Genomic DNA, 23,906 nt, shown 5'->3' with positions numbered 1-23,906 from the left:
GGCCTTTCCTTGCTATCAGTCATGGCGGCTTCCTCAGCGGATGGCCAGCGGGGTGTGTCAGAGCGTCGGATGACCGGGCGCCGGTGCAGTCAGGATGCGCGACCGATGGGTATCTCCGTTTGATGACTGCAGCTAGTGGCCGTGTGCCGCAACCGGGGGACCTGCGAGGCACGGGAAACGGAACCGGCGGAAAAGGCGAGGGATTCTCTGCCTCGCGACGCAGCGTGGGCCGATCAGCACGAGATAGGGGTGTCGTTCCCGCGTCGAGCCAGCCCTGCGCAGTCCATCAGGCTCCAAGATCCGACTTGCCTTTAGGATGATCGCTGCTGGCGGCGGGGCTGGTGTCCGGGTCCACACCGTCGTGTTCCGGCACGTACGGACCTTCCTCGGGGTGGTCCTTCCCTTTCGGCACGAGGGTCTCGTCCATATTGCCGTGCGGGCGCTGTTCGATCGTACCGTCTGGTTTCTGGGTGATGTCCCCGTCACCAAGCGCCTCCCGGCGGCGATCGGCGCGCTCGACCGGGTCTGAAGATTCAGGGTTCATGGCTATCTCCTCGAGTGTCTCCACTTCGCAGCAACGGCAGTGCCCGGCGGCCGAGGGATTCTAGCCACCGCGCAGTCAGCGGCCGCTGGAACCAGGGGAAGCTTGACCGTGAAGGTCGCCCCGCAACCCGGTCCGTCGCTCGCAACGGCGATAGATCCCCGTGCAGACTGACAATCTGTCTTGCCAGCCAGAGGCCAAGGCCTAATCCGCCCACCCGACCGCTCGCTTGCGGGGCGATCTGCCGGAAGCGGTCGAATACGGGAGGTAGCGAGTCGGCGTCAATACCACGTCCTGTATCGCGTACGATCATTTCCCCGTAATCCTGCGCGGCGTTGACCGACACTTCGATTTCGCCGGCGTCGGTGAACTTGACGGCGTTGGCCAGAAGGTTCCATACGACCCGTTTCATCCGGCCCTTGTCCGCCATCACAAGGCAGGGCGAGATGCCGGGAGCGTGCGACTGCAGACCCCTTGTGCTGCGCAAGCTTCGGACATCCTCGGCGACGATCGCAGCGAGTGCGCCGCGGTCGACGGGCTGGAGATTCACCGACAGCTTGCCGGTCGCAATTGCCCCTCTATCGAGCAGATCGTCGACCGTGTGCGACAACTGTCTGCCATTGCGGCGGATGGCGTCGCCGGACCGGCCAACATGCGACGGGTCTATGGCAAGTTGCAGCAGCTCCGCCCGGGACACGTGACGTTAAGCGGTGATCGAAGCTCGTGGCTCACTGCGGCAATGAACTGATCCATCGTGCGCGCCAGCAGCTTCGCTGCGCTTGCGCGTTGATCGCTCTGAATTGGCAAGTGGGTCAGGCTCGAGTTCGTGTTCGTGTTGCTTGCGCGATCCGTTGAGCCGATTGCATGAACGGGGCCGCACTTGAAGCAAAACCTCCCGCCATAGGCCTGCTCGCGCTTACTGGCTTGCACCGGCCGGTCTGTCGCTGGCGGCGGTGGCGGGCGCCGCCACGGCTGGGCCGCTCTGAGCAGCGGCGCTTGCGGCAACGTCATTGCTGCCTTGGCCGCCTGCTGCAGAACCGGAGGGGCTGCAACCGGAAACAGCCGTCACTGTCGCGACGGCGGTGGTGGCAAGCCACGAAATGGGACGGTGCGTCATCAGAAGCTCCTTCAGGCGTAGGCGCAGAGCGCGGAAGTCTTCCAGTCATGTAGCAACGTGCATGCCTTCGTTTATTCGGCAGGGCGCGGCCGGTAAGGCGTGGGGAGCAACGTATTGTGGCTTCCCCCAACGAGTCGCCGACCTCTCGCGACCGTCATCGGATCGACAGCCCGCGATGGTAGTCGACGCTGCGGCCGATGAACGCGTACAGGTTGGCGCCTATTGATCGTCTTCCCCGACTGTTCGACGCTTCGGGTGAAATGGAGCAGAGACAGCGGGCAAGCACGTCGTTGAAGCTCAAAGAATAGTCCCACGTTGCTGGGAACGATAGCTGTCGATGTTCATGGGTCGGAAAACTTCGCGCTCTTGTGAGCGACATCCGCCGTTATCGCGAAATGCGTCAAGCTGCGCGCCGTACACGCTTCCCGGCACGGCGGTTGCTGCGTTCGACACCACGATGATCAAAAGAGAAAATTGCGCATGAATTCTCTCGCCTGTTTCTGCCGGTGTTTCACCCGATGACCCTCGACCAGCGCCTCCGAAGCATGCGTAAGACTATGCGCGACATGTTCGGGATCTCCCGGCTGCGCGCCGGCCAGGAAGACATCATGCGCAGCGTGCTGGAACGGCACGACACGCTGGCCACGATGCCAACCGGCGCCGGCAAATCGCTGTGCTATCAACTCCCCGCGCTGCATCTCGACGGCATGACTCTGATCGTGTCGCCGCTCATCGCGCTCATGAAGGATCAAACGGACAAGCTGCTCGCGGCCGGCATCGACTGCACGCTGGTCAATAGCACGCTGCGAAGCCGCGCGGAACGCGAGGCGCTGGCGCGTATCGCGGCGGGCGAGAGCGGGATCGTATTCGTGACGCCGGAGCGCCTCGCGCAACCGGCGTTCATCGACATTTCTCGCGCCCACGCGGGGCACCGCGTCGGACTCGTGGTTGTGGACGAGGCGCATTGCGTGTCGCAATGGGGTCACGACTTCCGGCCGGCCTTCCTCGAAATCGCGAGCGCGGTGAAAGCACTGGGTCATCCGCCGGTGCTCGCTTTAACCGCGACGGCGACAGCCACGGTGCTGGACGACATTGTTCGCTCATTGGGCTTGCGCGACCCGCGTGTCGTTCGAACCGGCACGTTGCGCGAAAATCTGCGCTACCGCGTCATGCAAGTCAGCACAGGTGGCGGCAAGGACGGCGCGACGCGCGCGGTTGAAGCGAAGCGCGAGCAACTGCGCGAGCTGATCACGTCGCTAGCCGGTGTCGGCATTGTCTACGCTGCGACGGTGGCGGATGTCGAGCGCATCTACGGCTGGCTCGTCGACGCAGGCGAGTCCGTCTCGCGGTATCACGGCCGTCTCTCCGCCAATGCGCGCGAAGCGGCGCAGGAGCAGTTCATGTCCGGTGCGACACGCGTGATGGTTGCCACCAACGCCTTCGGCATGGGTATCGACAAAGCGGATATCCGTTTCGTGATCCACTATCAGATGCCCGGCAGCCTCGACGCGTATTATCAGGAAACGGGCCGCGCAGGCCGCGACGGCGAACCGGCCGACTGTGTGCTGCTGTTCGATCTCGGCGATCGGCGCATCCAGCAGTTTTTTCTGGCTGGCCGCTATCCGAGCCCTGACCTCGCACAACGCGTGTACGACACGCTGGCGACGCATTGCAAGGACAACGCCAAGGGCGCGACGCTCGCGGCACTCAAACAGGCACTCGTGGATGTGGGAGGCGGCAAGCTGGAGGTCGCGTTGAACATGCTGGTGGACGCGCGCATTGCCGGACGTGACCGGCAGCGCCGCTACCGGCTACTCACCCACGCAGCGTCTGACACGGCGAGCGAACGAGTAGCAAAAGCCGCGGCGCAATTCGAGCAGATGAGCGCACACGACAAGGACACCTTGCAAAAGATGATCGACTACGCGCAGACCGGCCAGTGCCGCTGGCGCGCCATTCTCGATTACTACGGCGATACGCCGCAAATGGAGCGCTGCGGCGTGTGCGACAACTGCGCGAATCCGCCGCAAATCGATGTGCATTTCGATACAGACGCAGTGGTCGCGGATCTATCGTCTATCAAGCCGCCTCCGCGGCAACCACGCGAATCGCATCAATGGGCGCCCGGCGATCCGGTGCGCGTGCCACGCTACGGCGCTGGTGAAGTTGCGCTGGCAAGCGGCGAGCAGGTTGCGGTGCAGTTCCCGGACGGCCGCACGCGCACCTTCATGTCGAGCTATGTGCGAGCGGTGCGGCGAAGTTCGGCATAGCGTTACGCAGACCCTCGCTGGCGGCGATGCGCGCGCGGAAATAACGGGCGGTAGCGGCGAGTCCGTCGTCGAGCGAAATCTGTGGTTGCCAGCCGAGCAGCGCTCGCGCACGCGTGATATCCGGCTGACGATGCCAGGGGTCGTCTGTCGGCAAGGGGCGCAACTCCAGCGTTGATGTGGACGCGGTGATCGCGACGATACGCTCGGCAATCTCGCGCATCGTCACCTCATGGGGATTGCCGAGATTGATCGGGCCGACCGGCTCTTCGTCGGTGTTCATCAGGCGGATGAACGCGTCGATCATGTCGTCCACGTAGCAGAACGAGCGCGTTTGCGAGCCGTCGCCGTAGAGCGTGATCGGCGCGCCCTGCAGCGCCTGCATCATGAAGTTCGACACGACGCGGCCGTCGGTGGGATGCATGCGCGGCCCATACGTATTGAAGATGCGCGCAATCCGGATCGACAGGCCATGCTGACGCCGGTAATCCGTGAAGAGCGTTTCGGCGCAGCGCTTGCCTTCGTCGTAGCACGAACGCGGACCGATCGGGTTCACATGTCCCCAGTAGTCTTCGGTCTGCGGATGCACGAGCGCATCGCCGTAGACTTCGCTCGTCGACGCCTGGAAGATCTTTGCCTTCACGCGTTTGGCCAGTCCGAGCATATTGATCGCACCGTGCACGCTGGTCTTGGTGGTCTGCACCGGATCGTACTGGTAATGAATGGGAGAAGCGGGGCAGGCGAGATTGTAGATTTCGTCCACTTCCACGTAGAGCGGAAAGGTGACGTCGTGACGCATCAGTTCGAAGTTGGCGCAATCGAGAAGATGCGCGATGTTGTCCTTGGTGCCGGTGTAGAAGTTATCGACACACAGCACGTCGTGCCCTTGTGCGACGAGCCGCTCGCACAGATGCGAGCCGAGAAATCCGGCGCCGCCGGTAACCAGAATCCTCTTGCGGGTAAGTTCTTTCATGATGCTTGGTCCTTCGGTGGAGCGCGGCGGATGTCGTGTCAGGCTGCGACGTGCTGCAGCGTGTCATGCCAGTCCCGCGCAAAACGGTCGATATGAAAGCGCTCGAGCGCGGTGCGCCGCGCGCCTTCACCGAGACGCCGCGCCTCGCCAGGGTCGCGCAGCAGCGCCCGCATGGCTTCCACTAACACGTTCACATCCGTGTGGATGAAACCGTTTTCGCCGTTGCGAATCACGGTGGCCAGTTCGGTGGTTGCTAGACCCACGATCGGCATACCGATCGTCATGGCCTCGACGATCGCCAGCCCAAGACTGGTCCAGCGAATCGGATTGAAGAAGAAGCGATAACGCGCACTGAAAGCGGCCAGATCGAGATTGCCGATTTCGCCGATACCACCCAGCCGCTCCGCATCCATGCCGACGAGATCGAGCGGCACGCGCGCGCGGGCTTCGCTAAATACATCCGCACCGAGCCGCCGTCCGCGCTGCGCCAGGTGGTTCACCACCACGATGCCGCGCTCAAGCTCACCGCTGTAACGCACGCCCGCGGGCACGAACACGCCGTGCTCGATGACACGCGTCGGCGTGACGCCGCAGTCCCACATCAACTGGTTGAAGTGGGTGACGTGAACCAGCAGCGTGTCGGGGTCGTCGACCCAATGCCATTGCTGGAATGGATTGTCCTGCGGCGGATCGTGCTCGATATAGACGCGCGGCAGGCGCCGTTGCGCCGCGCTCAATACGTGCTTGCGGTCGTGTTCCCAATGGTCTTTGTGCTGGTACAGGATCACGTCGAATTCCTGATCGGGCACATCGTCCACAGCGATTTCGTGGACGTTGTCGCCCCACGGCAGAACGCCTGTTTTGCCCGCATAGCCCGGTGGATTGCCCGGCTTGGTGACCAGGAAGAAATCGTGCGGCGTCTGCGTCAGGTAGTACAGGTAATTGCCATGCACGTGCCAGGTCAACACGCGCAGACGGCGGCTATGCAGCATGAGGCATCTCCTTCAAAGTCCGGCTGTCCGCGTGCAATGCGTTCGGTGCGCCCGGACATGCACCCTGAACCTGCGCGAGTTGCGCTCGCGCGGCAGCGACAACCTGATCGACGCCGACGTTCAACGCACACGGATGCCCATACGGGCAATCGCGGAACATGCACGGCCGGCAAGCGGGATAGTCGGCGAGCACCCGATGCCGTGCGTGGTCGAGCGGCGCCCAGCGACGCGTATCGCTGCCGCACGCGATGACCACCGACGCGGTGGCCACCGCGGCGGCAATATGCGAGACGCCGGTGTCGTTGCATACCAGGAGACGCGCGTGGGCGACCAGCGTGGCCAGTCCACCGAGCGACGTGGCGCCCGCCAGATATAACGCGGGCGCGGTCATCGCGCCCAACACGGCGCCTGTCAGCGCCGCTTCGGCGGCGGTGCCGGTGATGGCGATCTGCCAGCCGTCAGCGGCCAGATGGTCGGCCACCGCGGCAAAACGCTCCGCGGGCCAGCGGCGCGACGGCAGTTGTGCGCCCGGATGAACCAGCACGAGCCGCTGTGCTTCCACGCCATGCATCGACGCGAGCGCGGCGTACTCGTCGCTGTCCCGCGTGGTCAATGGGAATGCCGCTTGCCGTTCGATCACAGGCGCGCCCATCGCACTGGTCAGCGCGAGATAGCGTTCGGACTCCGGAAGATCGTCGGGCCAGTCGAGGAAGCATCCATGCCTTGCCGGTTCGCCAGGCTGGACGAAGCCGGCCTGGGCCCGCGCGCCGAGTTCGAGCAGCAGATCATTGGCGATGCCGCCGCTGCCGTGCCACTGGATCGCGAGATCGAAACGCCTTCCACGCATTTGCGAAAAGAATGCGGGTAGCCCGGCGTTCGATTCTGACTGTTCGGGGAAGCCCACCGCGCCGGGAAAGACGATCAACTCGTCGATGAGATCGCCGTAGCGCTCGACGAACGCCTGCGCCCACGGTAACCCGATCAGCGCGATATGCGCTTGCGGGGCCGCGTGTCGTAGCGCCCGCAGCGCGGGCACCGCACACAGCATGTCGCCGAGTTGCAGCGCGCGAAAAATGACGATGCGGCGCGGCGCCCATGCCGTCAGGAACGAGGCTGCGTTCATAGAAAGAGCACCTTGAAGCGAAAGGCGCCGTAGAGCCGCCAGAATATGGAAAGAAGCGGGATGGGAATCGACGTCAATGCCATCTCGGCGATGTGTTGCCAACTGCGATCGCGGCCGCGCAAACGCATTGCGCAGAACCAGCCCGTGAGCACCAGCCATGCGAATAGCGCCGTCAGCGCGATGGCGGCGCCGCCTGCAAATACAGCGCACAACGCGGTTAGCGTGGTGCACAGGATCGCGTAATAGAGGAGTGGAGGCGTCGTGCGAATGCGGGTCCTGAACAGTTCGGGATGCTTGCGGTAGAGCAGCGCGTCGAACTGGCTTTTTTTCTGCTGCGCGATGCTCACCCCCCAGCGCGCCGGCCTGACCGGATGCACGACCAGCGCTTCGGGCACGCGCACGATCTCGCCGCCCGCCTGCATCAGCGTGAACTGCAGGTCGGAGTCTTCACGCCATGCCGACGTGAAACGTTCGTCGAAGCCACCCGCCGCGGCGAGGAACGAGCGAACGACAAACGCGTTCGCGGTCGAGAACTCGGCACGTTCGAGGCCGCTTGCATCGGCTTCGTAATCGGTCGGCCGTGGCGGTAGCGGCACGACGATCGCTCCCGTCGCGGCCGCGGCGCCGTGTGCGAGCGCCGCGACGCCGCCCGTGAGCCAGTGCCGATCGGGCAGGGTGTCGTCGTCGGTGAAGGCGATCACCGGCGAGCGCGCCTGCTGCCAGCCGGCGTTGCGTGCGCCGGCCGGCCCCTGGGTGCGCGTGACCGGCACATAGCGGACGGCGAGGCCACGCGCGGCTTGGGCTTCGGCCAGGCGCTCGACGCATGCTCGCGTCGCCTCGTCGGGGCCGTCATCGCAGACCAGGATCTCGTAGCGACCGGCGGGAAAATCCTGCTCGCACAGCGCGGCGAGACACGCGGCGAGCAGCGCGGAACGCCGATAGGTCGGCACGACCACGGAAACATCGAATTGCGTCGGCGGCGAGTCGCAATGGCCGCAGGCGACCGGTTCGCTCACGCCACATGCGTTGGCCGTAGCGTCGCCAGATCCGATCGGACCGCTCACTGGGCTCATGCGCGGACTCCCGTTTTCTCGAGGAGGAACGGCCCGATCACTAGCGCATCGAGCGGCGAGGTCCAGAACGATTCCACCGCGTCGCGCGGCGAATTCACCATCGGCTCGCCGCGTGTATTGAACGAGGTATTGACCAGAATCGGCACGCCCGTGCGTTGTCTGAACGCGTCCAGCAGGTCGTAATACAGCGGATGCTGCGAGCGGTTGACGGTCTGCACCCGCGCCGTGCCGTCGACGTGCCGCACAGCCGGAATGCGTGCGGCCTTGTCGGCGCGCACGTCGAAGACGAACAGCATGAAAGGCGCGAACCTGCCGTCGACGAACCATTCGTTCGCGTGCTCTTCCATCACGACCGGCGCCACCGGTCGGAAATCTTCACGGTCCTTGATCTCGTTGAGCTTCGCCTGCATCTGCGGGTCTACAGGCGAGGCGAGGATCGAACGCGCGCCGAGTGCGCGCGGTCCGAATTCCGTGCGGCCCTGATACCAGCCGACCACCTTGCCGTCAGCGAGCAGATCGGCGGTCTCGCCGGCAATGTCGGACAGGCGCCGGTATGGCATCTTCGACCAACCCAGGAATTGCTCGATTTCCGCTTCGCCGTATTCCGGTCCGAGATACGCGTGATCCATGACCCAGTGACGCCGGCGGTCGCCGCGCGCGCTGCGCTCGCGGTAGTCGATCCACAGCGCGGCGCCGAGCGCCGTGCCGGCATCGCCCGCAGCGGGCTGAACCCACACCTCGGAAAACGGACCCGCGTCGCGCAGTTTCGAATTCATCACGCAGTTCAATGCAACGCCGCCGGCCATGCTCAGCCTGCTCAAACCGGTCCGCTGATGCAGCCAGCCCGCCAGTTGCAGCACGGTCTCTTCGAGCACCCGTTGCAAGGAATGCGCGATATCAAGGTGACGCTGCTCGAGCGGAGCGCCGCGTTCGCGCGCCGGTCCGAAGCGTTCGGCAAGACGCGGCGCCTCGACGGTATAACTCCCATCGTTGCGATAGCGAACGATCTCGCGGAATACATCGATGTATCGCGGCTGGCCGTACGAAGCGAGCGCCATGACCTTGTATTCGTCCGACGAGTGGAGAAAGCCCAGCCAGTCGGTCACGGCCTCATAAAGCAAGCCGAGCGAGTGCGGCAGTTCGACCTGCTTGAGTCGCGTATATTCACCACCGACGAATTGCCCCATGCTGGTGGTCACGCCTTCGCCGCGGCCATCCATGGTCAGGACCGCGGTGTCGTCGAATGGCGCGGCGAGAAAGGCGCTGGCCTCGTGTGCAAGGTGATGCTCGACGAAGTGCCATTGGAACCCCTTGTCACGGTCCACGCCCTGGAAGCGCTTGCGCAAATGATGCGGCGCGCCGTCGAGCAATTGCCCTTTGGCGTTCGCAATGTAGCTGAGAAAGAGCGGATCCCACGGCGACGCCGACGGGTTGGCCAAGCGAGTATTGGCGGGATCGAACGGCAGTTCGATGGTTGCGCCCGCATGTTTCGGCATGCCGCCGAACAAGGCGGGGTCGTACGAATACGCAACATGGTCGACGTCCGCGAGCGTGATGCCGGCCGCCTTCAGGCAATAGTCGATCGCATCGAAAGGCAATTGCCATGTCGAAAACGGCACGGGGCGCTTCGCATGTTTGATGTGGGTGAAGCGTTCGTCTTCGGCGGCGGCGAGGACCACCCCGTCGCGCAGCAGGGCTGCGGCGCTGTCGTGATAGACGGCATTGATTCCGAGTGTGTACATGAGCGTTCGCAAGGGAAGAGGGTTTCAGGGGGCCACGGGTTCATCGGTGAGCGGCGGGAGGTCGACGCTCGCGCCGGATGCGGCGCGGTGCGTGGCCGCCTGACCGAGCAGTTCGAGTGCCGCCTGCACCACTTCATCCGGCGTGACGCCGAGCAGGCAGGCGTGATGCTGTTGCGGACACACGCTGCGATAGCACCAGCGGCATTCGACGTCGCGAAACAGCACACGGTGCGGCGTCTGCCACGGCGTGTGTTGCGGATTGGTCAGCGCGTACAGATCGACGACTGGTGTGCCCAGCGCCGAGGCCAGATGCACCGGGCCGCTGTTGTTGGACACGAGCACGCTTGTCCGCTCGATCAGTGCGGCGAGTTCACCGAGCGTGAGCGCGCCGCTCAGATCGTGCAGATATGTCCGCACGCAAGGCTCGGCCGCGCGAATCACCGCCTCGACTAACGGGCGTTCGCCTGAACTGCCGGTGATCAGCACCGCCGCGCCAGTTTCGCGCGCGAGGCGGCCGGCCAATTCGCCGAAACGTTCGGGCGGATAGCGGCGCGACGCGGCGGTGGCGCCGGGATGCAAGACGAACCAGCGGGCTGCGCGATCGACGCCGCGCGCTGAAAGTTGCGCATCGAGGCTTCTCCGGTCGGCTTCGTCCACGCTGAAGCGCATGCGCGTGTCCGGCGCTTGCGCACCGACGTGGCGCACAAGATCGAGCTGACGCTCCACTTCATGACGCGTGCGCTGCTGCGGTTCCGGTTCGCTCAACCAGTCAGTGAGCAACGCATAGGGGTTCTCCCGGCAGTGAGCGAGGCGGCGCGGAATGCCGGCGAGATAGCAAAGCATTGCCGCAGGTAACGGGCTCTGACTGTAGACGGTGAAAATCACGGCTGCGTCGAAGCAGCCGCAGCGCAAATGGTCGAGCATCCGCTGATCGTCGGCGAGTGTGCGGTTATCGTTCGGCGGTTGCGCGACCCATGGGGCGTCGTATTCGATCACCGCGTCGACGTCGTCGAGAAAGGGGGTGAGCGCAACGCCGCTGCGCGAAGCGAGCAGCGTGATGTGGCGATTCGCGCCGGACCGGCGCAATGCGTGCAGTGCCGGCGTGGTCATCAACACGTCGCCCAGGTTGTCCAGACGCACGCACAGAATCCGTTTGACGTCTTCGCCCCAGGACGAAGGCGGTGGCGCATCGGGCACGCGCGCGTGCGCCAGGATCGGCTGGGCGAGCAGCAGCGGGGCGTTCATCGCGCGGCTTCCGTGCAGCTTGAAGCGTTGCGCCTGTCATCGTCGGAGCAGCGCACGACGATCCGCGCGGCCTCGTGCAAATCGGCGGCGCGCTCGTTCGGCAGACGTTGCGCGCCGTCGAGCCATTCGGTTTCATGGCCATTATCGAGCAGCACCGTGCGACAGCCGGCGCGATTGCCCGCCTCGACATCGTCGAGGATGTCGCCGATAAACCAGCTGCGTGCGAGATCGAGCCAGTGTTCGTGCGCCGCGCGCAGCAGAAGGCCAGGAGCAGGCTTGTGGCAGTCGCACGCAACCGCATAACGCGCGACGCTGCCATGCGGATGATGCGGACACCAGTACACGCCGCGCAAGGTCGCGCCGCACCCGGCGAACATGCGATGCAACCGCGCCTCCACTGCGTTCAATGCCGGATACTCGAACCTGCCCAGCGCCACACCCGACTGATTGCTGATAACAAACAGCGCGAACGGCTGCGCGGCGAGCAGAGTCAGTGCGCGGCACGCGCCGGGCCCTAAACGCATGAGCGAGGGTTCGACGTTGTACGGCACGTCGTCGAGCAGCGTGCCGTCCTTGTCGAGGAACACAGCGGGTTGCATCATGAGCGTCCAGACGAAAAGCGTGAGCGGAACATCTGTACCTGCGTCGCGGTGACGGCGCGGGCAAGCCGGGCAAACCGTACGAAAGGCGGCGCGTGCGCCGGTTTAACCGAACGACGCGCCGGCCGCGGCGCGCTTCGGCATCCCGACCTGTTCCACTCCGGCTCTTTCCGGCACGAGTCGCGCCGCGCGCGCATAGATCTGCGCTAGCCCTGCGCCGACACCTTGCCAGGTAAATTCCGCCTGGGCGCGCGCGAGGCCTGCTTCACCCATGCGGCGCGCCAGCGCCGGTTCGCGCCGCAACTGGTCGAGGCGCGCGGCGAGTGCGACCGGATCGCGCGGCGGCACCAGGAAGCCCGTCACGCCATCGGCGACCGAATAGCGGATTCCACCGACATCGGCGCCGATCACGGGCGTGCCGCAGGCCATCGCCTCGACTGGCGTGATGCCGAAGGGCTCGTACCACGGCGTGGTCACGAACACATCGGCCGCGCTGTAGAAGTAGCGCAGTTGTGCCCGTCCGCGCCGTCCGACAAAGGCGGTCTGCTCGGCCACGCCGCATTCGCCGGCAATGCCGCGCAAGCGCGCGATCTCCGGTGTGGCCAGTTCATTCGGCGCGTCCGAGTTGCCGCCCACCACGTACAGTCGCGCGGACGCCCGGAATACCTGCCGCAGAATGCCGACGCCGCGCACCACGTTGTCGATGCCTTTGCGTTGCACGAGCCGTCCGAGCTGCAGCACGGTGAATTCATCCTGATGCCAGCCGAGGGCCTCGCGCGCGGCGGCGCGCTCGATGGGCCGGAATTCGTCGGCGTCGAAACCGCATGGGACGATCTGGATGCGGGACGGATCGGCGCGGTAGTGTTCGATCAGATCGGCCTCGTCCTGGGGACACTCGGCCACGACAATGTCCGAGCGGGCGACCAGTTCGTCTTCAATGGCGAAACGCTCGTCGGGAAAGCCGTCGTCCGCGCCCTGGTGGATTCGCCGCACGCGACCTAGCGCGTGGAAGGTGGTGACGAGCGGCACGCCGAGGGCTTTCTTCACCTTCAGGGCAGCGAGGCCGGACATGAAGAAATTCGCGTGCATGACCTGGTGCGGGTCTCTTTCCCGCTGAAAGAACTCGATGAGGAACGTTGCGAACTCATCCATGAAGGGCAGCAGTTGTTCTTTCGGTAGTTGCTTCGGCGGTCCAGCCGGCACATGAATCACCCGCACACCGTCCATGTCCGAGATGAGCGGGAGCAGCGCGGGGTCGCAGCGCGTGAAGACGTCGACCTCATGGCCCATCTCCAGGAGTTGGCGCGCGACGTTGGCAACGTAAATGTTTTGCCCTCCGCTGTCGACACCGCCTGCAACGGCAAGTGGCGAGGCGTGTTCACTGATGAGAGCGATCTTCATGGCGTTCCTTCGCAAGCGGGACAGTACTGGAAGTCGATACGGTTGCTTTGTCTAACACGGTTGGAAACCACGCGACGAAGTCGACACTCGACTACAGCATGCGGTGTGCCACTCGCGTGAACGGAGGCCTTAGATAGATGCAGCGGTTTTCAGACGGACTAGCCTCTGTTGCGCACCCCCGGTTTCCGCGCGAGAAACGCTGTGGCGTTCCCTGTTTTTACAATGCGCATGTAAGTTCACGCGGGCCGGAGCATTCGTTGGTACTGCGATGATTCCAATGTGCAACGACGGACCGAAAAGCCCTGACGCTCCACAGGCGTCACTTTTTGACCGGTTTTTCAGGCGCGCTGCTTGCTCACACGTGGCTCGCCAGGCATTCCTTTCCGCTTAACGTTGGCAACGCCGCGCCGCCGCATCGGAATTGCCGGGCGACGACGAGTCAGCTACTATCGCGCGCGCTATTATTCGCGCATCTGCATCGGATGAGTGCCCGCTTTCATACCCGGCGCGAGACCGGTGTCATCGTGCGCGATGTTAAGAAGGGGGTGGACGGCATCTTTTCTGCTCGGCGTCGCGCTGTTCACCATCGTGCCGACCGCTTTCGAGATTGCGACGATCGTTGCGCTCATGGTCCACAACTATGCGCGCGAATTCATGCTGGCAATCGCCGTCACCTTCTTCTGCTACGCGGTTTACACATTCATCGTTACGCGCCGGCGGGTTCCCTTCCAGCGCGCTGTCAACGCGCTGGAAGCGCAGTCGGACGGCTGGCTGGTCGACAGCCTGCTGAACTACGACACCGTCAAATACTTTGCGACAGAAGAAACCGAGACGCGCCGGCTGAGCGAAGTTCTGGAGAAGTGGTCCACGCGAGAACTGCGAATCAACGCGCGCTGACCGCGTTGCACGTCGGACAGAGCGCGGTGATTGCGCTCGGCATCCTGCGATCGTGCTGCTCGCCGCGCAGCACGTGGTGGGCGGCAGCATGAGCGTGGGCGATCTGATACTGGTGAATGCCTATCTCGTCTAGCAGGCCGTTGAAATATCCGTCGTTGATGCGCTCAGATGCATTACGACGGATGCTGGGTTTGCACTTTTGAAACGCGGAATACGTTTGCGGGCATTCGGCGTTACTCGCGGGTTCACCATATCGGTGTTATCCATCGCTTCCTGCCCCTCAACCGGCAAGTGTGCGCATACGCGTCAGGTTGTAGCCGACCTGCGTCAGCACGAAGAGCTGGTCTACGCGTTCAAGTCCCCGATACATCGCTTGTCGAATTCGTCCGACTGTCTTGCCCCATCCGAACACCTGCTCAATGCGTTTACGTTTTTGCTGGCTGACCGCGTAACCCGGCCAGCGCGTAGTTCGCTCGTCAATTGCTGAACCTCCTGGACGCCCATCGTTTTGCGCCACATGCGGCGTCACACGGTTCGCTCGACAACTGGCCACGAAACCGGCGGTGTCGTAGTTCTTGTCCGCGCCGACCGTGATGCCGAGCGGCGCAACACTTGCGGCATCGGCAAGCATCAGCTCGGCCGTGTCGCGCTCGGCGGTGCCCGTCGCCAGCGTCACCTGTGCGTTGACCACCAGGCCATGCCGGTTGTCGGTCAGCACGTGGCCCATATAACAGAGCATCGCTCCGGTTCCTTTGCTCTTGCGAAACAGGCGCGCCTGCTCGTCCGTCGTGGATTGGTGCGTCTCGTTACTGCGCTTCTGTCCGTGCCAGTTGTCATTCGGCGCGGGCGGTTCGTCAGGAGGCGTGTCGTCTTTGTCTGGACTTGCCTTGGGCACAAAGCTCTTGTGCCCGGCCCATGCCTGAATCAACGTGCCGTCGACGCTAAAGTGCTCCCCGGAAAGATATCCGCGCTCGCGCGCGGTCTCGACCGTCTCGTTGAAGAGCAACACCAGCACATCGTGTTCGAGCAACCGGTCGCGGTTCTTGCTGAACGTCGAGTGGTCCCACACGGTCCCGTCCATCGGCAGGCCGACGAACCAGCGGAACAACATGTTGTAGGAAATCTGTTCCACCAGCATGCGCTCGCTACGAATCGAATACAGCACCTGCAGCAAAAGAGCTCGCACCAGCTTCTCCGGCGCAATGCTCGGCCGACCTCCTTTCGCGTCAGCCTCGTACATCCGCGCGAACACATCGTCCATGCGTTTAAGCGCGTCATTGAGCCAGGTGCGAATCAGACGCAACGGATGGTCCTTCGGTACAAAATCGTCCAGCTTCAACACCGTGAACATTGACTCGGTAAAACCATCTGGCCCACGCATCCGTTCCATCTCGCTCTCATTGATGACATCAGTTCAACGTTTACGCCTGCGTCCCGGATGACCGCTACATGAGGTATTTCACCGGCCTGCTAGATCTGCATGCCGCTGAACACGCTCGGTTTCGTGTTTCGCGAGACGAACGACGCGCTGGTCAACGTGGAGCGTATGTTCATCATTCTCGGCACACAAGGGCGAGTGGGTGAGGATATCGACGCCCCGGCGTCGAAGCCGTTGGTGGTGAGCGCGGGGCAAATCGCTTTCGAGCATGTGGAATTCGGCTGCGACCCGGCGCGCCAGATATTGCGCGATGTTGACTTTCACGCGTACGCCGGCAAGACGCTGGCGGTGGTCGGGGGCAGCGGCTCAGGCAAATCGACGATCGCGAAGCTGCTGTTCCGGCTCTATCAGCCGGGAAGCGGCACAATTCGCATTGACGGCCAGCATATTGGCCAAGTGACGCAGAAAAGCTTGCGCGAGGCGATCGGCATAGTGCCGCAGGACACCGTGCTATTCAACGAGACGATCGCCTACAACATAGCGTATGGGCGGTCATCCGCAACGCGCGCGGACGTCGTGCGCGCGGCGCGTGCCGCACAATTTGACGAGTTTATCGAACGCCTGCCGGATCACTACAATACGCGCGTCGGCGAACGCGGTGTGCGGCTCTCGGGCGGCGAGCGGCAGCGCATCGCCATCGCTCGGGCGATTCTGAAAGACCCTCGCATCATCGTCTTCGACGAAGCAACCTCCGCGCTCGATACGCGGTCTGAACGCGCGATCCAGACTGAGCTGACGCGTCTCGCGCGAGGCCGCACTTCGATCGTGATCGCGCATCGTCTTCCGACCGTGGTGGAAGCGGACTGGATTCTGGTGATGGAGCACGGCAGAGTGGTGGAGCAGGGCACGCACCGCGAGTTGCTCTGTCGAAATGGCGTCTACGCGAAGATGTGGTCGCTGCAACGGCAGCAAGGCGAACTGGAGCATGCGCAGCGCAAGCTGACCGCACAGTCGGTCAGCCTGGCCGCGCTGATGACGGACGTGATCAGCGCATTGCGTGATGAGATCGCCGCGCAGCGTGTGACCGTCCATACTGAACTCAGTGACAACGCTCTGCGTGTGACGGGTGATCCGGGCGTGTTGCAGCCGGTGATCGGAGTTGTGCCGCAATGAGATCGCGCAGGCGAAGCCGGGCCATCGAATCGCGCTGCGCGTGGAGCGCATAACAACCACGCATGGGTCAGCGTGCTCGGCATGGGTAGCGAGCCGGCGGAGCTTTCGCAGGTCGCCGCGCAGCATAGCGAGGCCTCGCTGGCTGCCGCGGGCGGCAGCTTTACGTTGATGCCATTGCGCGGCCGGCTCGCGTATGTCGCGATGCTGCCCCTGCATCCGGTGGCCGAGGCGGATTCGCAAATCGCGCCGGCAGAAAAGCCGGGTGGCGTGCGGCCGCTGGGCAATCTGTTCATCATGGCGATTGACGACCCGGAAGAAGCGCGCGACGCGCTCGAAGCGGTGCTGAGCGCGAGCGGTGCGCGCGTGCAGCTCGCGTCATCTGGCGCCGAAGCGCTGGCGTGACTTTCTCACGCGGAGACGAACCAGTGGCCGCAAGTCCTGCTATGCGACATCGTGCTCGCGGATGAAGACCGCTACGACGTACTGCGGCGACTGCGAGCGCTGGAAGGCGAACGGAACTTGCCGCCGACGTCGTATCTGCCGGCGGTCGCTTTGACCGGCTACGCTGAAGTGGGTGACCGCTTGAGCGCGCAACAGGCCGGCTTCCAGGCGCACTTAAGCAAACCGGTCCCGCCCGACGCTTTGATTATCGAACTCAGGAAGGTGACGGATTCGAACCGCGGGGAGAAGTCGGCCGCCGGAAAGATGGCCTAGCCGGGCCTTACCGCATCTGCTCAGACAATTGGCAGTTGCACGGAACGACCGGGGCGCATGCATGGTGCTGACCCAAGGCTGATTGCAAGCGGAGCTTTCGTTGAGCGCTCTCTGGCATCGCTGTTGCTGGAAGATGCGGCTCGACAGAGCTCTACAATTATGCGGCCACGCTGGATAACGGCGTATCAGGGGCATTGACGATGTGCAAGGAAGAGCGAACTGTCGGCGCGATCAGCGGCTGACTGAACCGGCTCCGCTGGAGCACTGGATCGACTCAGACGGACATCCGCAGGCGCGTCGTTGCGGTCTGGCGGGACAAACCAGAGGCCAGGAAATGAAAATAGACGCTCATTACCCAGACCTATCGGTCGCGCATCGCATCTCTGTGGTCGTGCTGACGCATAACCGGGCGAAGGAAGTAATGCATACCCTCTCGCGCCTCCTTGCGTTGCCGGAGCAGCCTGAGGTGTTCGTTGCCGACAATGCCTCCATGGATGGAACCGTTGGGCTGATCAAGGCGGGTCTGCGGGACGTGCGCGTCGTACAGTGCCCGTCAAGGCTTTGTCAACTTGTCGAGGTTGAGGCGGAAAGACCGCAGCAAAGAGCACCCCTCAGAAAGCGTAGGACGGATCTCGGGTGACTTCTGTGATTTTGCACCACGCAACGAACCGTGCTGCGAGTTGTTTGCGAAAGAGTGAAGCGCGCAGTAGATGCCGCTTGAGCGCGAAATGCTGCCGGATCGGCCCGAAGCACGAGAGAAATTTCTGTGTGCGTTTCGGCTCGCGAAAGCCACGCATGCGCCGCTCGCGTTCGCGTGTCGGTTGGTGGCTGTTCTCTGCGCGGTTGTTCAGTCGGGCCGCCGCTTTGACGAACACGTGTTTCACTTTCGCAAGCTCCGCGATCTCCGCTTTTGCCGCCGGATAGCTGCGCAACTGATCAGTGACGATCTTGCGCGGCACGGGATTCGAGCGCAGCACCCGCTTGAAGAAACGTTTGGCCGCGGCCTTGTCGCGCCGCTTTTGCACCAGGATGTCGAGTTCGATGCCATGCTCGTCGACCGCACGCCACAGCAGGTACGGTTCGCCGCGCAGCGTAACGAACATCTCGTCAAGGTGCCACGTGCTGCCCGGATTGCGTCGCGCCGCTTTTACGCGGTGAGCAAAGCCCTTGCCAAATTTGTCGCACCAGCATCGGATCGTCTCGTATGTCACGGTCACACCGCGCTCGAAGAGCAGTTCCTCGATGTCGCGCAAGCTCAACTGAAAGCGGAAGGCAGTATGACTTTGCGTGAGGCAAGGGCTGGCCCGCCGTGGGGAAACTGAACGCGGGTTAGCATTGCTGTCAGAGCCGCACGGGCGTGGACTGGGCCATGCCCCGGCGATTTCCTCCACGGAGGCCAGCATGCGAAACGATAGCACGGTGTACGTTGGACTGGATCTTCACAAGGACTCGATCACGGTCGCCTACGCGATCGACGCGGGCGAGATCGAGCTGCTGGGCAAGACCGGTACGACCGGGGCCGACATCGATCGCCTGTGCACACGCCTGCAATCCAAGGCGCCGCACGTGCGCGTCGTGTACGAGGCAGGTCCATGTGGTTACGGGCTGTACCGTCAGCTCTCGTCCAGAAGGGCTTCGACTGCATGGTCTGCGCACCTTCACTGATCCCGCGCAAGCCGGGCGAGCGCGTAAAGACCGACCGGCGTGATGCCATCAAGCTGGCGCGCTCGCTGCGCGCCGACGACCTGTCGGCCGTGTACGTGCCCGGCATTGAAGACGAGGCATTCCGGGATCTCGCCCGCGCGTGGGCGGCTGCCCGCGAGGATCTGCGACGTGCACGGCATCGACTGAAGTCGTTCCTGCTCGCGCATGGCGTCCGTTATACCGGTAGCGCAAACTGGGGCGAGGCGCACCGTCGCTGGCTGGGCCGCTGTTCGTTTCCCAGCGCCTGGCAGCACCTTGCCTTTGACGAACACCGGCGCACGATCGAGGACCGGCTTGCGCAGTGCGCCCGTCTCGAAACAGCCGTACGCGAAGCGGTGATCTCCTGGCGCTTCTATCCGGTAGTGCTGGCCCTGCAGGCCATGCGGGGCGTCCAGTTCGTTACCGCCGTCGGGATGATTTCAGAAGTGGGCGACCTGTCCCGCTTCGAACACCCGCGTCAGCTGATGGCCTGGCTCGGCGTAACGCCATCCGAGCATTCATCGGGAGGCAAACGCCGCCAGGGCAGCATTACCAAAACCGGCAACAGCTACGCCCGAAGACTGCTGGTCGAAGCGGCCTGGAGTTACCGCCATCCTGCCCGCGTCAGTCCGGAAATCCAGGCCCGTCTCGAAGGTCTGCCCAAGGCCATCATCGACCGCGCCTGGGACGCCCAGGTGCGGCTGTGCCGACGATTCCGCCGGCTGACCGCGCGAGGCAAGCCCATCAACATCACGGTCGTGGCTATTGCCCGCGAACTGGCGGCGTTCATCTGGGACATCAGTCGACTGGCCATGGCGCTTGCAATACCTCGCAGCAAACCGCCCGCGGCCTGTGTGTGATTTCCCGAACAACGGAAGGAGTTTCCTGAAGGCGGCGCAGCCCGGCATCCGAGCAACCCGCGATGGTATTACGCAACGGGCATCACCAACTTGCGGCGGAAGTTAGCGGCAGGCTCATGAGGCGGACCTCTGTAATGCGGTATCCAACCCGCGGATGTCAGTGTGATCCACCGTCGAGACTTACTGCTGCGCCGCCCTCAGGAAATTCATGCGTCGATGCAACCTGGAAACCAATTTCGCGATTGACACGCAAAGTCATATCAATACCAGCGAACAGCGCAACTGATGACCTCGGCTGGGAAGCGATGACCATGATAGAGCGATTTCGATTTTTTCATCACCCCATCTTACGTCACCGGCCCAACAACCTGACAACGCCTTAACGGCATGTGCGAGAAGGTCCAGCAGGTTGGCGTCGACCTCGCCCCCGCTTTGTCCGTCATCGGGATCGCGTGTTGGCCTTCTGCACTGGCTTGGGTTATAGCGGCACGACACGTTCTGGGCGCATCTCCTCGCCGGGCAGGGTGAACTGAAACGTCGCACCCCCTCCTGTTTTCGGACTGGCGCACAGCCGGCCGTCATGCGACTCGATGATCCGCCGACTGATGGACAGTCCCATGCCGGTGCCTTTCGGTTTCGTCGTGAAAAATGCCTCGAAAATGCGCTCGGGTTCATCGGTAGGAAGCCCGATGCCCGAATCGCTCACCGAGATCAACAACTGACGATGCTCGATCCTCTTCGATGAGACGATCAGTTCACCACCCGTGTGTTGCATCGCCTCGATGCCGTTGAGCATGAGGTTCATCAAGACCTGCTGGAGCTGTACACGGTGTGCTGTTGTCTTCGGAAGCCCCGTGTCGAGTTCCGTTCGGATCGAAATGGACTTCCGATCGGCGGTATCCCGCAGCAAAACCGCCATCTCCTGAACGATTTCGTTCAAGTCCACCAATTCCCGCTCTGGTGTGCTTCGCCTGTAGAGTGAGCCAATTCCGTCAATGATGCCAGCGGCGCGCATGACTTCCGCGCCCATTGCCGAGGCAGCGGCGCATGCTTCTTTGATATCGGGTGCATCCCGACAGAGCCAATTAATGCACGCGCCCGCGCCCGTGACCGCGGCAGCCATCGGCTGCTTGATGTCGTGAGCCAGCGCAGCGGCCAGTTCGCCCATCATACTGACGCGGTTAATGTGCGCGAGATCCGCCTCTAACTGGCTCAAACGCCCGCGCTCTACTTCGGCAAGTTTTCGAGGGGTGATATCGTTGCTCGACTCCAAAGCGGCAACCGGCATGCCCCTTACATTTCGTTGCAATGACCAACGGCTCGCCACTGTTACCTGTGTTCCGTCTTTCCTGGTACGCACAACCTCGCCTTCCGAGTGGTCGCTACTGCTCAGCTCCGCTGTGGTTCGCTCAACCGGTACTGGAAAGATCGTCTCCAGCAACTCGGGAACAAGCTTGCCTTTGGCCTCCTCTGCCGACCATCCGTACAACGCCTCCGCGCCACGATTCCAGTACGTGACAACTCCGTTCATGTCATAAACGAAAATAGCGTCATGCGTCAAATTAAGCAAATTAGCCTGCTCCCGTAGGGTTTCTTCAGTGCACTTGCGCTCCGTGATATCCGTTACCGCTCCTACGAAGAGGAAACTATCCGGATTTTCGCCGATGAAGCCATGAGACACAGCCCGAACGTATTTAACAGAACCATCGGTCAGCACCAGGCGATGCTCGGCCGTAAAGGCGCGCCTTTCGATCGAGGCGCGGTCGAGGATTTTCCGCAAACGCGTTCGGTCGTCCGGATGAGTTAGGTCGATCACCATCTGAAGGGTGGGCTTTATCGCAGGGTCGCAGGCGAATATTCGATAAGTCTCTTCGGACCAGTAGATTTCCCCGCTCGTAACGTTCCAGCCGAAACTTCCCGTGTTGCTGAGTCGCTGCGCCTCCGCCAGATACATTTCGCTTCGGCGTAGCGCCTCTTCCGCCTTCTTGCGTTCGGCTCGTTCCTGGGCTTCGCGCAATGCTCGTTCAACTGAAGGCACTAGCCTTGATAGTCGCGTTTTCAGAACATAATCCGTCGCCCCAATCTTAAGTGCTTCGATCGCCACTTCTTCGCCAAGCGTGCCGGAAACAAAGATAAACGGCAGTTCTGGACGGACAGTCAGCGCGAGTTTTAAAGCCGAGAGACCATCGAATGAAGGAAGTTTATAATCAGCGAGAATCAGTTCAATTTCAACCGTTTTTAGAGCCGTCAGAAATTCCGCACGAGACTGGACGCGGACTACCTGGCAGACGCGATGAGCTTCTTCGAGGAGCTCTTGAATGAGCTCCGCGTCATACGTATTATCCTCTAGCAACAGAATGCGGAGCGGAGACATTAGCGTACCTTTTTGACGCTGCCCGGCGGCGGCTCATTGATGAGTGCCCAGAAGACGCCTAGTTCCTTGACGGCATTGATAAACTCGTGAAAATCGACCGGCTTTACTACATATGCGTTAACCCCGAGCTTGTAGCTTCTCACCATGTCTTTTTCCTCGTGGGACGATGTCAACACCACCACCGGTATTATCTTCAGGTGCTCGTCCGATTTAATTTTCTCCAGCACTTGCAAACCATCGACCCTGGGAAGTTTCAGGTCGAGCAGCAAGACCGCCGGATTTTCGCTCGAGCGCGCAGAAAACTGTCCCCTGCAATATAGGTAATCCAGAGCCTCTTTTCCGTCACGGGTGACCACTACGTCGTTTGCCAAGTTGTATTCCGCCAGCGCGGCCAAAGTGAGTTCGACGTCTCTCGGGTCGTCCTCAACGAGCAAAATGCGTCCCAAGTCGTTCATAGTGTGCTCGCAATCCTATTGGTCGTCGCATCCCGTGCTTTAGGCAGGGAGAAATAGAAAGTGGCACCGCGGTCAAGCATTCCCTCGGCCCGGACCTTTCCGCCATGGCGCACGATAATGCGCTGAACAATAGCTAGTCCTATGCCCGTGCCTTCAAACTGTTCCGCAAGGTGCAGACGTTGAAATACGCCGAATAATTTATCTACATACTCCATGTCAAAGCCCGCACCATTATCCCTTACGAACATTTCCACTTCATTTTCATTCACGTTCACACAACCAATTTCTATTTTGGCACCTGCTCGCTTGCTCGTGAATTTGACCGCGTTCGATACAAGGTTGACGATAACCACCCTCAGCATGGACCGATCTCCGTAACAGACCGGAAGGGGCTTGATATCCCAGAATATGTCTCTGTCCCTCACGTCTTGCCCGACATCCGCGATGACTTCCTTAACGAGCAGCTCAAGGCTCACAAAGGTCATTTTGGTCTCAATTCGCCCGATCCTGGAAAAGGCCAGCAGATCATCGATCAGATCCCCCATTCTTTTTGCCGACTCGAGAATGGTTTGTATGTACCGACGACTCTTATCGTCAAGGGAAGAAAACGTGTGTTTTTGAAGCAGCTCTGAGAACCCCACTATGTGCCGAATTGGCGCGCGTAGATCGTGGGAGACGGAATAGGAAAAAGACTCCAGTTCCTTGTTACTCGCCTCAAGCTCTGCTGCGCGCCTGGCGAGTGTTTGATTGAGCCCAAGGATTTCGTCCTCGCGTTGCCGGCTTACTTCAAGCTCAATTTGGAGGCGGTTCCGCGCGTCGAAAAGCTGGTCCTCAATTCGACGTCGAATCGCTACGAAAGAAGCAATAATTGCTGACCATATCGTGAAAAGAACAAGGTACGGCAGGTCTTCCGAAGTGATTTCGAAGGAGTAAAGCGGCGGGGTAAAGAAGTAGGTGTTGCTGGCCCCCGCGAGGAAAACCGCCAGCGCGGATGGTCCTATACCGGCATGCCAGGTAACGAGGACGATGGCCAGGTCAAAAAGCGGCATTTGGGCATCGTGAAAGCCGTAATGTTGGCATGCTAGCGCCAGCCCAAGCGCGATTCCAACGCATACGACTACAAAGCCGTAACGCAGTACCGGTGGGCGGATGGCTTGCAACTGTATGTGCCAGCGCGCCAAGCTTCGCCTCGCTGCTACCCATGTTGTTCACTATTATATTTCAGCTATGTTCCGGTTGCGGTGCTTGACGCGAGCCAGTCATAGTTGGGTAACCGGGGCCGAATTTCAGTCTCATTCG

17 protein-coding genes and 5 pseudogenes are annotated in these 23,906 nt (G+C 62.1%); 5 read left to right on the top strand and 17 right to left on the bottom strand.

The window, feature by feature from the left end; all coding sequences use genetic code 11:
- Positions 1-286: 286 nt before the first annotated feature.
- The 3 genes from P0D84_RS44190 to P0D84_RS44180 all read right to left on the bottom strand — a co-directional run bounded on the left by P0D84_RS44190 (position 287) and on the right by P0D84_RS44180 (position 1,658).
- Positions 287-544: a hypothetical protein gene (locus P0D84_RS44190; RefSeq protein WP_408349282.1), complete on the bottom strand. Its 258-nt coding sequence runs from the start codon at positions 542-544 to the stop codon at positions 287-289.
- Positions 534-1,238: a sensor histidine kinase gene (locus P0D84_RS44185; RefSeq protein ID WP_408349279.1), complete on the bottom strand. Its 705-nt coding sequence runs from the start codon at positions 1,236-1,238 to the stop codon at positions 534-536. The genes P0D84_RS44190 and P0D84_RS44185 overlap by 11 nt, the downstream gene beginning before the upstream one ends.
- A 219-nt stretch (positions 1,239-1,457) precedes the next feature.
- Entirely contained in the window at positions 1,458-1,658 is a 201-nt protein-coding gene (locus P0D84_RS44180; RefSeq protein ID WP_408349276.1) for a hypothetical protein, read from the bottom strand.
- A gap of 518 nt (positions 1,659-2,176) precedes the next feature.
- Here P0D84_RS44180 and P0D84_RS44175 point away from each other — a divergent pair.
- Positions 2,177-3,928, top strand: coding sequence for a RecQ family ATP-dependent DNA helicase (locus P0D84_RS44175; RefSeq protein WP_408349273.1), 1,752 nt, complete (start codon positions 2,177-2,179; stop codon positions 3,926-3,928).
- Here P0D84_RS44175 and P0D84_RS44170 read toward each other — a convergent pair.
- From P0D84_RS44170 to P0D84_RS44135, 8 genes are all read right to left on the bottom strand, one after another.
- On the bottom strand, positions 3,885-4,898 hold the full coding sequence (locus P0D84_RS44170; protein WP_408349270.1) for a UDP-glucuronic acid decarboxylase family protein: 1,014 nt from the start codon (positions 4,896-4,898) through the stop codon (positions 3,885-3,887). The two genes, P0D84_RS44175 and P0D84_RS44170, sit on opposite strands and share 44 nt — an antisense overlap.
- 38 nt (positions 4,899-4,936) lie before the next feature.
- A complete protein-coding gene (locus tag P0D84_RS44165) occupies positions 4,937-5,890 on the bottom strand; it encodes a glycosyltransferase family 4 protein (protein WP_408349267.1) in 954 nt (317 codons plus the stop codon).
- A complete protein-coding gene (locus tag P0D84_RS44160) occupies positions 5,880-7,013 on the bottom strand; it encodes a glycosyltransferase family 9 protein (protein ID WP_408349264.1) in 1,134 nt (377 codons plus the stop codon). The genes P0D84_RS44165 and P0D84_RS44160 overlap by 11 nt, the downstream gene beginning before the upstream one ends.
- Positions 7,010-8,086, bottom strand: coding sequence for a glycosyltransferase family 2 protein (locus tag P0D84_RS44155; protein ID WP_408349261.1), 1,077 nt, complete (start codon positions 8,084-8,086; stop codon positions 7,010-7,012). The genes P0D84_RS44160 and P0D84_RS44155 overlap by 4 nt, the downstream gene beginning before the upstream one ends.
- A complete protein-coding gene (locus P0D84_RS44150) occupies positions 8,083-9,828 on the bottom strand; it encodes a carbamoyltransferase family protein (RefSeq protein WP_408349258.1) in 1,746 nt (581 codons plus the stop codon). Before P0D84_RS44150 ends, P0D84_RS44155 begins: the two co-directional genes overlap by 4 nt.
- A gap of 24 nt (positions 9,829-9,852) precedes the next feature.
- Positions 9,853-11,073, bottom strand: a complete 1,221-nt coding sequence (gene waaF / locus P0D84_RS44145; RefSeq protein WP_408349255.1) for a lipopolysaccharide heptosyltransferase II — start codon at positions 11,071-11,073, stop codon at positions 9,853-9,855.
- Positions 11,070-11,675 (bottom strand): D-glycero-alpha-D-manno-heptose-1,7-bisphosphate 7-phosphatase, encoded by a 606-nt coding sequence (locus P0D84_RS44140; protein ID WP_408349252.1) that lies wholly within the window; start codon positions 11,673-11,675, stop codon positions 11,070-11,072. Before P0D84_RS44140 ends, waaF begins: the two co-directional genes overlap by 4 nt.
- A 102-nt stretch (positions 11,676-11,777) precedes the next feature.
- Positions 11,778-13,073, bottom strand: coding sequence for a glycosyltransferase family 4 protein (locus P0D84_RS44135; RefSeq protein WP_408349249.1), 1,296 nt, complete (start codon positions 13,071-13,073; stop codon positions 11,778-11,780).
- A gap of 464 nt (positions 13,074-13,537) precedes the next feature.
- On the opposite strand from P0D84_RS44135, the pseudogene P0D84_RS44130 reads away from it, so the two are divergent.
- Positions 13,538-14,100: pseudogene (locus tag P0D84_RS44130) on the top strand (ABC transporter transmembrane domain-containing protein); the annotation flags it as partial.
- Positions 14,101-14,250: 150 nt separating this feature from the next.
- On the opposite strand, the gene P0D84_RS44125 reads toward P0D84_RS44130, so the two are convergent.
- A complete protein-coding gene (locus tag P0D84_RS44125; protein ID WP_408349678.1) occupies positions 14,251-15,351 on the bottom strand; it encodes an IS5 family transposase in 1,101 nt (366 codons plus the stop codon).
- Positions 15,352-15,444: 93 nt separating this feature from the next.
- Between P0D84_RS44125 and P0D84_RS44120 the strand changes: the two are divergent.
- Both P0D84_RS44120 and P0D84_RS44115 read left to right on the top strand, forming a co-directional pair.
- Positions 15,445-17,235 (top strand): annotated as a pseudogene (locus tag P0D84_RS44120) (ATP-binding cassette domain-containing protein); the annotation flags it as partial.
- 334 nt (positions 17,236-17,569) lie between these two features.
- Positions 17,570-17,875: a glycosyltransferase family 2 protein gene (locus P0D84_RS44115; protein WP_408349246.1), complete on the top strand. Its 306-nt coding sequence runs from the start codon at positions 17,570-17,572 to the stop codon at positions 17,873-17,875.
- Here P0D84_RS44115 and P0D84_RS44110 read toward each other — a convergent pair.
- A pseudogene (locus P0D84_RS44110) lies at positions 17,847-18,506 on the bottom strand (IS6 family transposase); the annotation flags it as partial. The gene P0D84_RS44115 and the pseudogene P0D84_RS44110 sit on opposite strands and share 29 nt — an antisense overlap.
- Before the next feature lie 130 nt (positions 18,507-18,636).
- Between P0D84_RS44110 and P0D84_RS44105 the strand changes: the two are divergent.
- A pseudogene (locus P0D84_RS44105) lies at positions 18,637-19,778 on the top strand (IS110 family RNA-guided transposase).
- A gap of 263 nt (positions 19,779-20,041) precedes the next feature.
- On the opposite strand, the pseudogene P0D84_RS44100 reads toward P0D84_RS44105, so the two are convergent.
- From P0D84_RS44100 to P0D84_RS44085, 4 genes and pseudogenes are all read right to left on the bottom strand, one after another.
- A pseudogene (locus tag P0D84_RS44100) lies at positions 20,042-20,116 on the bottom strand (IS6 family transposase); the annotation flags it as partial.
- 140 nt (positions 20,117-20,256) lie between these two features.
- Positions 20,257-22,152 (bottom strand): hybrid sensor histidine kinase/response regulator, encoded by a 1,896-nt coding sequence (locus P0D84_RS44095; RefSeq protein WP_408349243.1) that lies wholly within the window; start codon positions 22,150-22,152, stop codon positions 20,257-20,259.
- Positions 22,152-22,607, bottom strand: coding sequence for a response regulator (locus tag P0D84_RS44090; protein WP_408349240.1), 456 nt, complete (start codon positions 22,605-22,607; stop codon positions 22,152-22,154). Before P0D84_RS44090 ends, P0D84_RS44095 begins: the two co-directional genes overlap by 1 nt.
- Entirely contained in the window at positions 22,604-23,788 is a 1,185-nt protein-coding gene (locus tag P0D84_RS44085) for a sensor histidine kinase (protein WP_408349237.1), read from the bottom strand. Before P0D84_RS44085 ends, P0D84_RS44090 begins: the two co-directional genes overlap by 4 nt.
- Positions 23,789-23,906: the final 118 nt, after the last annotated feature.

Origin of the sequence: Paraburkholderia sp. RL17-337-BIB-A, from assembly GCF_046025895.1 — a bacterium.
Taxonomy (GTDB): Bacteria; Pseudomonadota; Gammaproteobacteria; order Burkholderiales; family Burkholderiaceae; genus Paraburkholderia; species Paraburkholderia fungorum_C.
Note: the sequence above shows the minus strand (reverse complement) of the source record. Positions and strands in the feature narration are given on the sequence as shown.

Bases quoted from the DNA above. Each gene is read 5' to 3' on its own strand.
- P0D84_RS44190 (WP_408349282.1), bottom strand. From the start codon at position 544: ATGAACCCTGAATCTTCAGACCCGGTCGAGCGCGCCGATCGCCGCCGG.
- P0D84_RS44180 (WP_408349276.1), bottom strand. From the start codon at position 1,658: ATGACGCACCGTCCCATTTCGTGGCTTGCCACCACCGCCGTCGCGACA.
- P0D84_RS44175 (WP_408349273.1), top strand. From the start codon at position 2,177: ATGACCCTCGACCAGCGCCTCCGAAGCATGCGTAAGACTATGCGCGAC.
- P0D84_RS44170 (WP_408349270.1), bottom strand. From the start codon at position 4,898: ATGAAAGAACTTACCCGCAAGAGGATTCTGGTTACCGGCGGCGCCGGA.
- P0D84_RS44165 (WP_408349267.1), bottom strand. From the start codon at position 5,890: ATGCTGCATAGCCGCCGTCTGCGCGTGTTGACCTGGCACGTGCATGGC.
- P0D84_RS44160 (WP_408349264.1), bottom strand. From the start codon at position 7,013: ATGAACGCAGCCTCGTTCCTGACGGCATGGGCGCCGCGCCGCATCGTC.
- P0D84_RS44155 (WP_408349261.1), bottom strand. From the start codon at position 8,086: ATGAGCCCAGTGAGCGGTCCGATCGGATCTGGCGACGCTACGGCCAAC.
- P0D84_RS44150 (WP_408349258.1), bottom strand. From the start codon at position 9,828: ATGTACACACTCGGAATCAATGCCGTCTATCACGACAGCGCCGCAGCC.
- waaF (WP_408349255.1), bottom strand. From the start codon at position 11,073: ATGAACGCCCCGCTGCTGCTCGCCCAGCCGATCCTGGCGCACGCGCGC.
- P0D84_RS44140 (WP_408349252.1), bottom strand. From the start codon at position 11,675: ATGATGCAACCCGCTGTGTTCCTCGACAAGGACGGCACGCTGCTCGAC.
- P0D84_RS44135 (WP_408349249.1), bottom strand. From the start codon at position 13,073: ATGAAGATCGCTCTCATCAGTGAACACGCCTCGCCACTTGCCGTTGCA.
- P0D84_RS44125 (WP_408349678.1), bottom strand. From the start codon at position 15,351: ATGCGTGGGCCAGATGGTTTTACCGAGTCAATGTTCACGGTGTTGAAG.
- P0D84_RS44115 (WP_408349246.1), top strand. From the start codon at position 17,570: ATGAAAATAGACGCTCATTACCCAGACCTATCGGTCGCGCATCGCATC.
- P0D84_RS44095 (WP_408349243.1), bottom strand. From the start codon at position 22,152: ATGTCTCCGCTCCGCATTCTGTTGCTAGAGGATAATACGTATGACGCG.
- P0D84_RS44090 (WP_408349240.1), bottom strand. From the start codon at position 22,607: ATGAACGACTTGGGACGCATTTTGCTCGTTGAGGACGACCCGAGAGAC.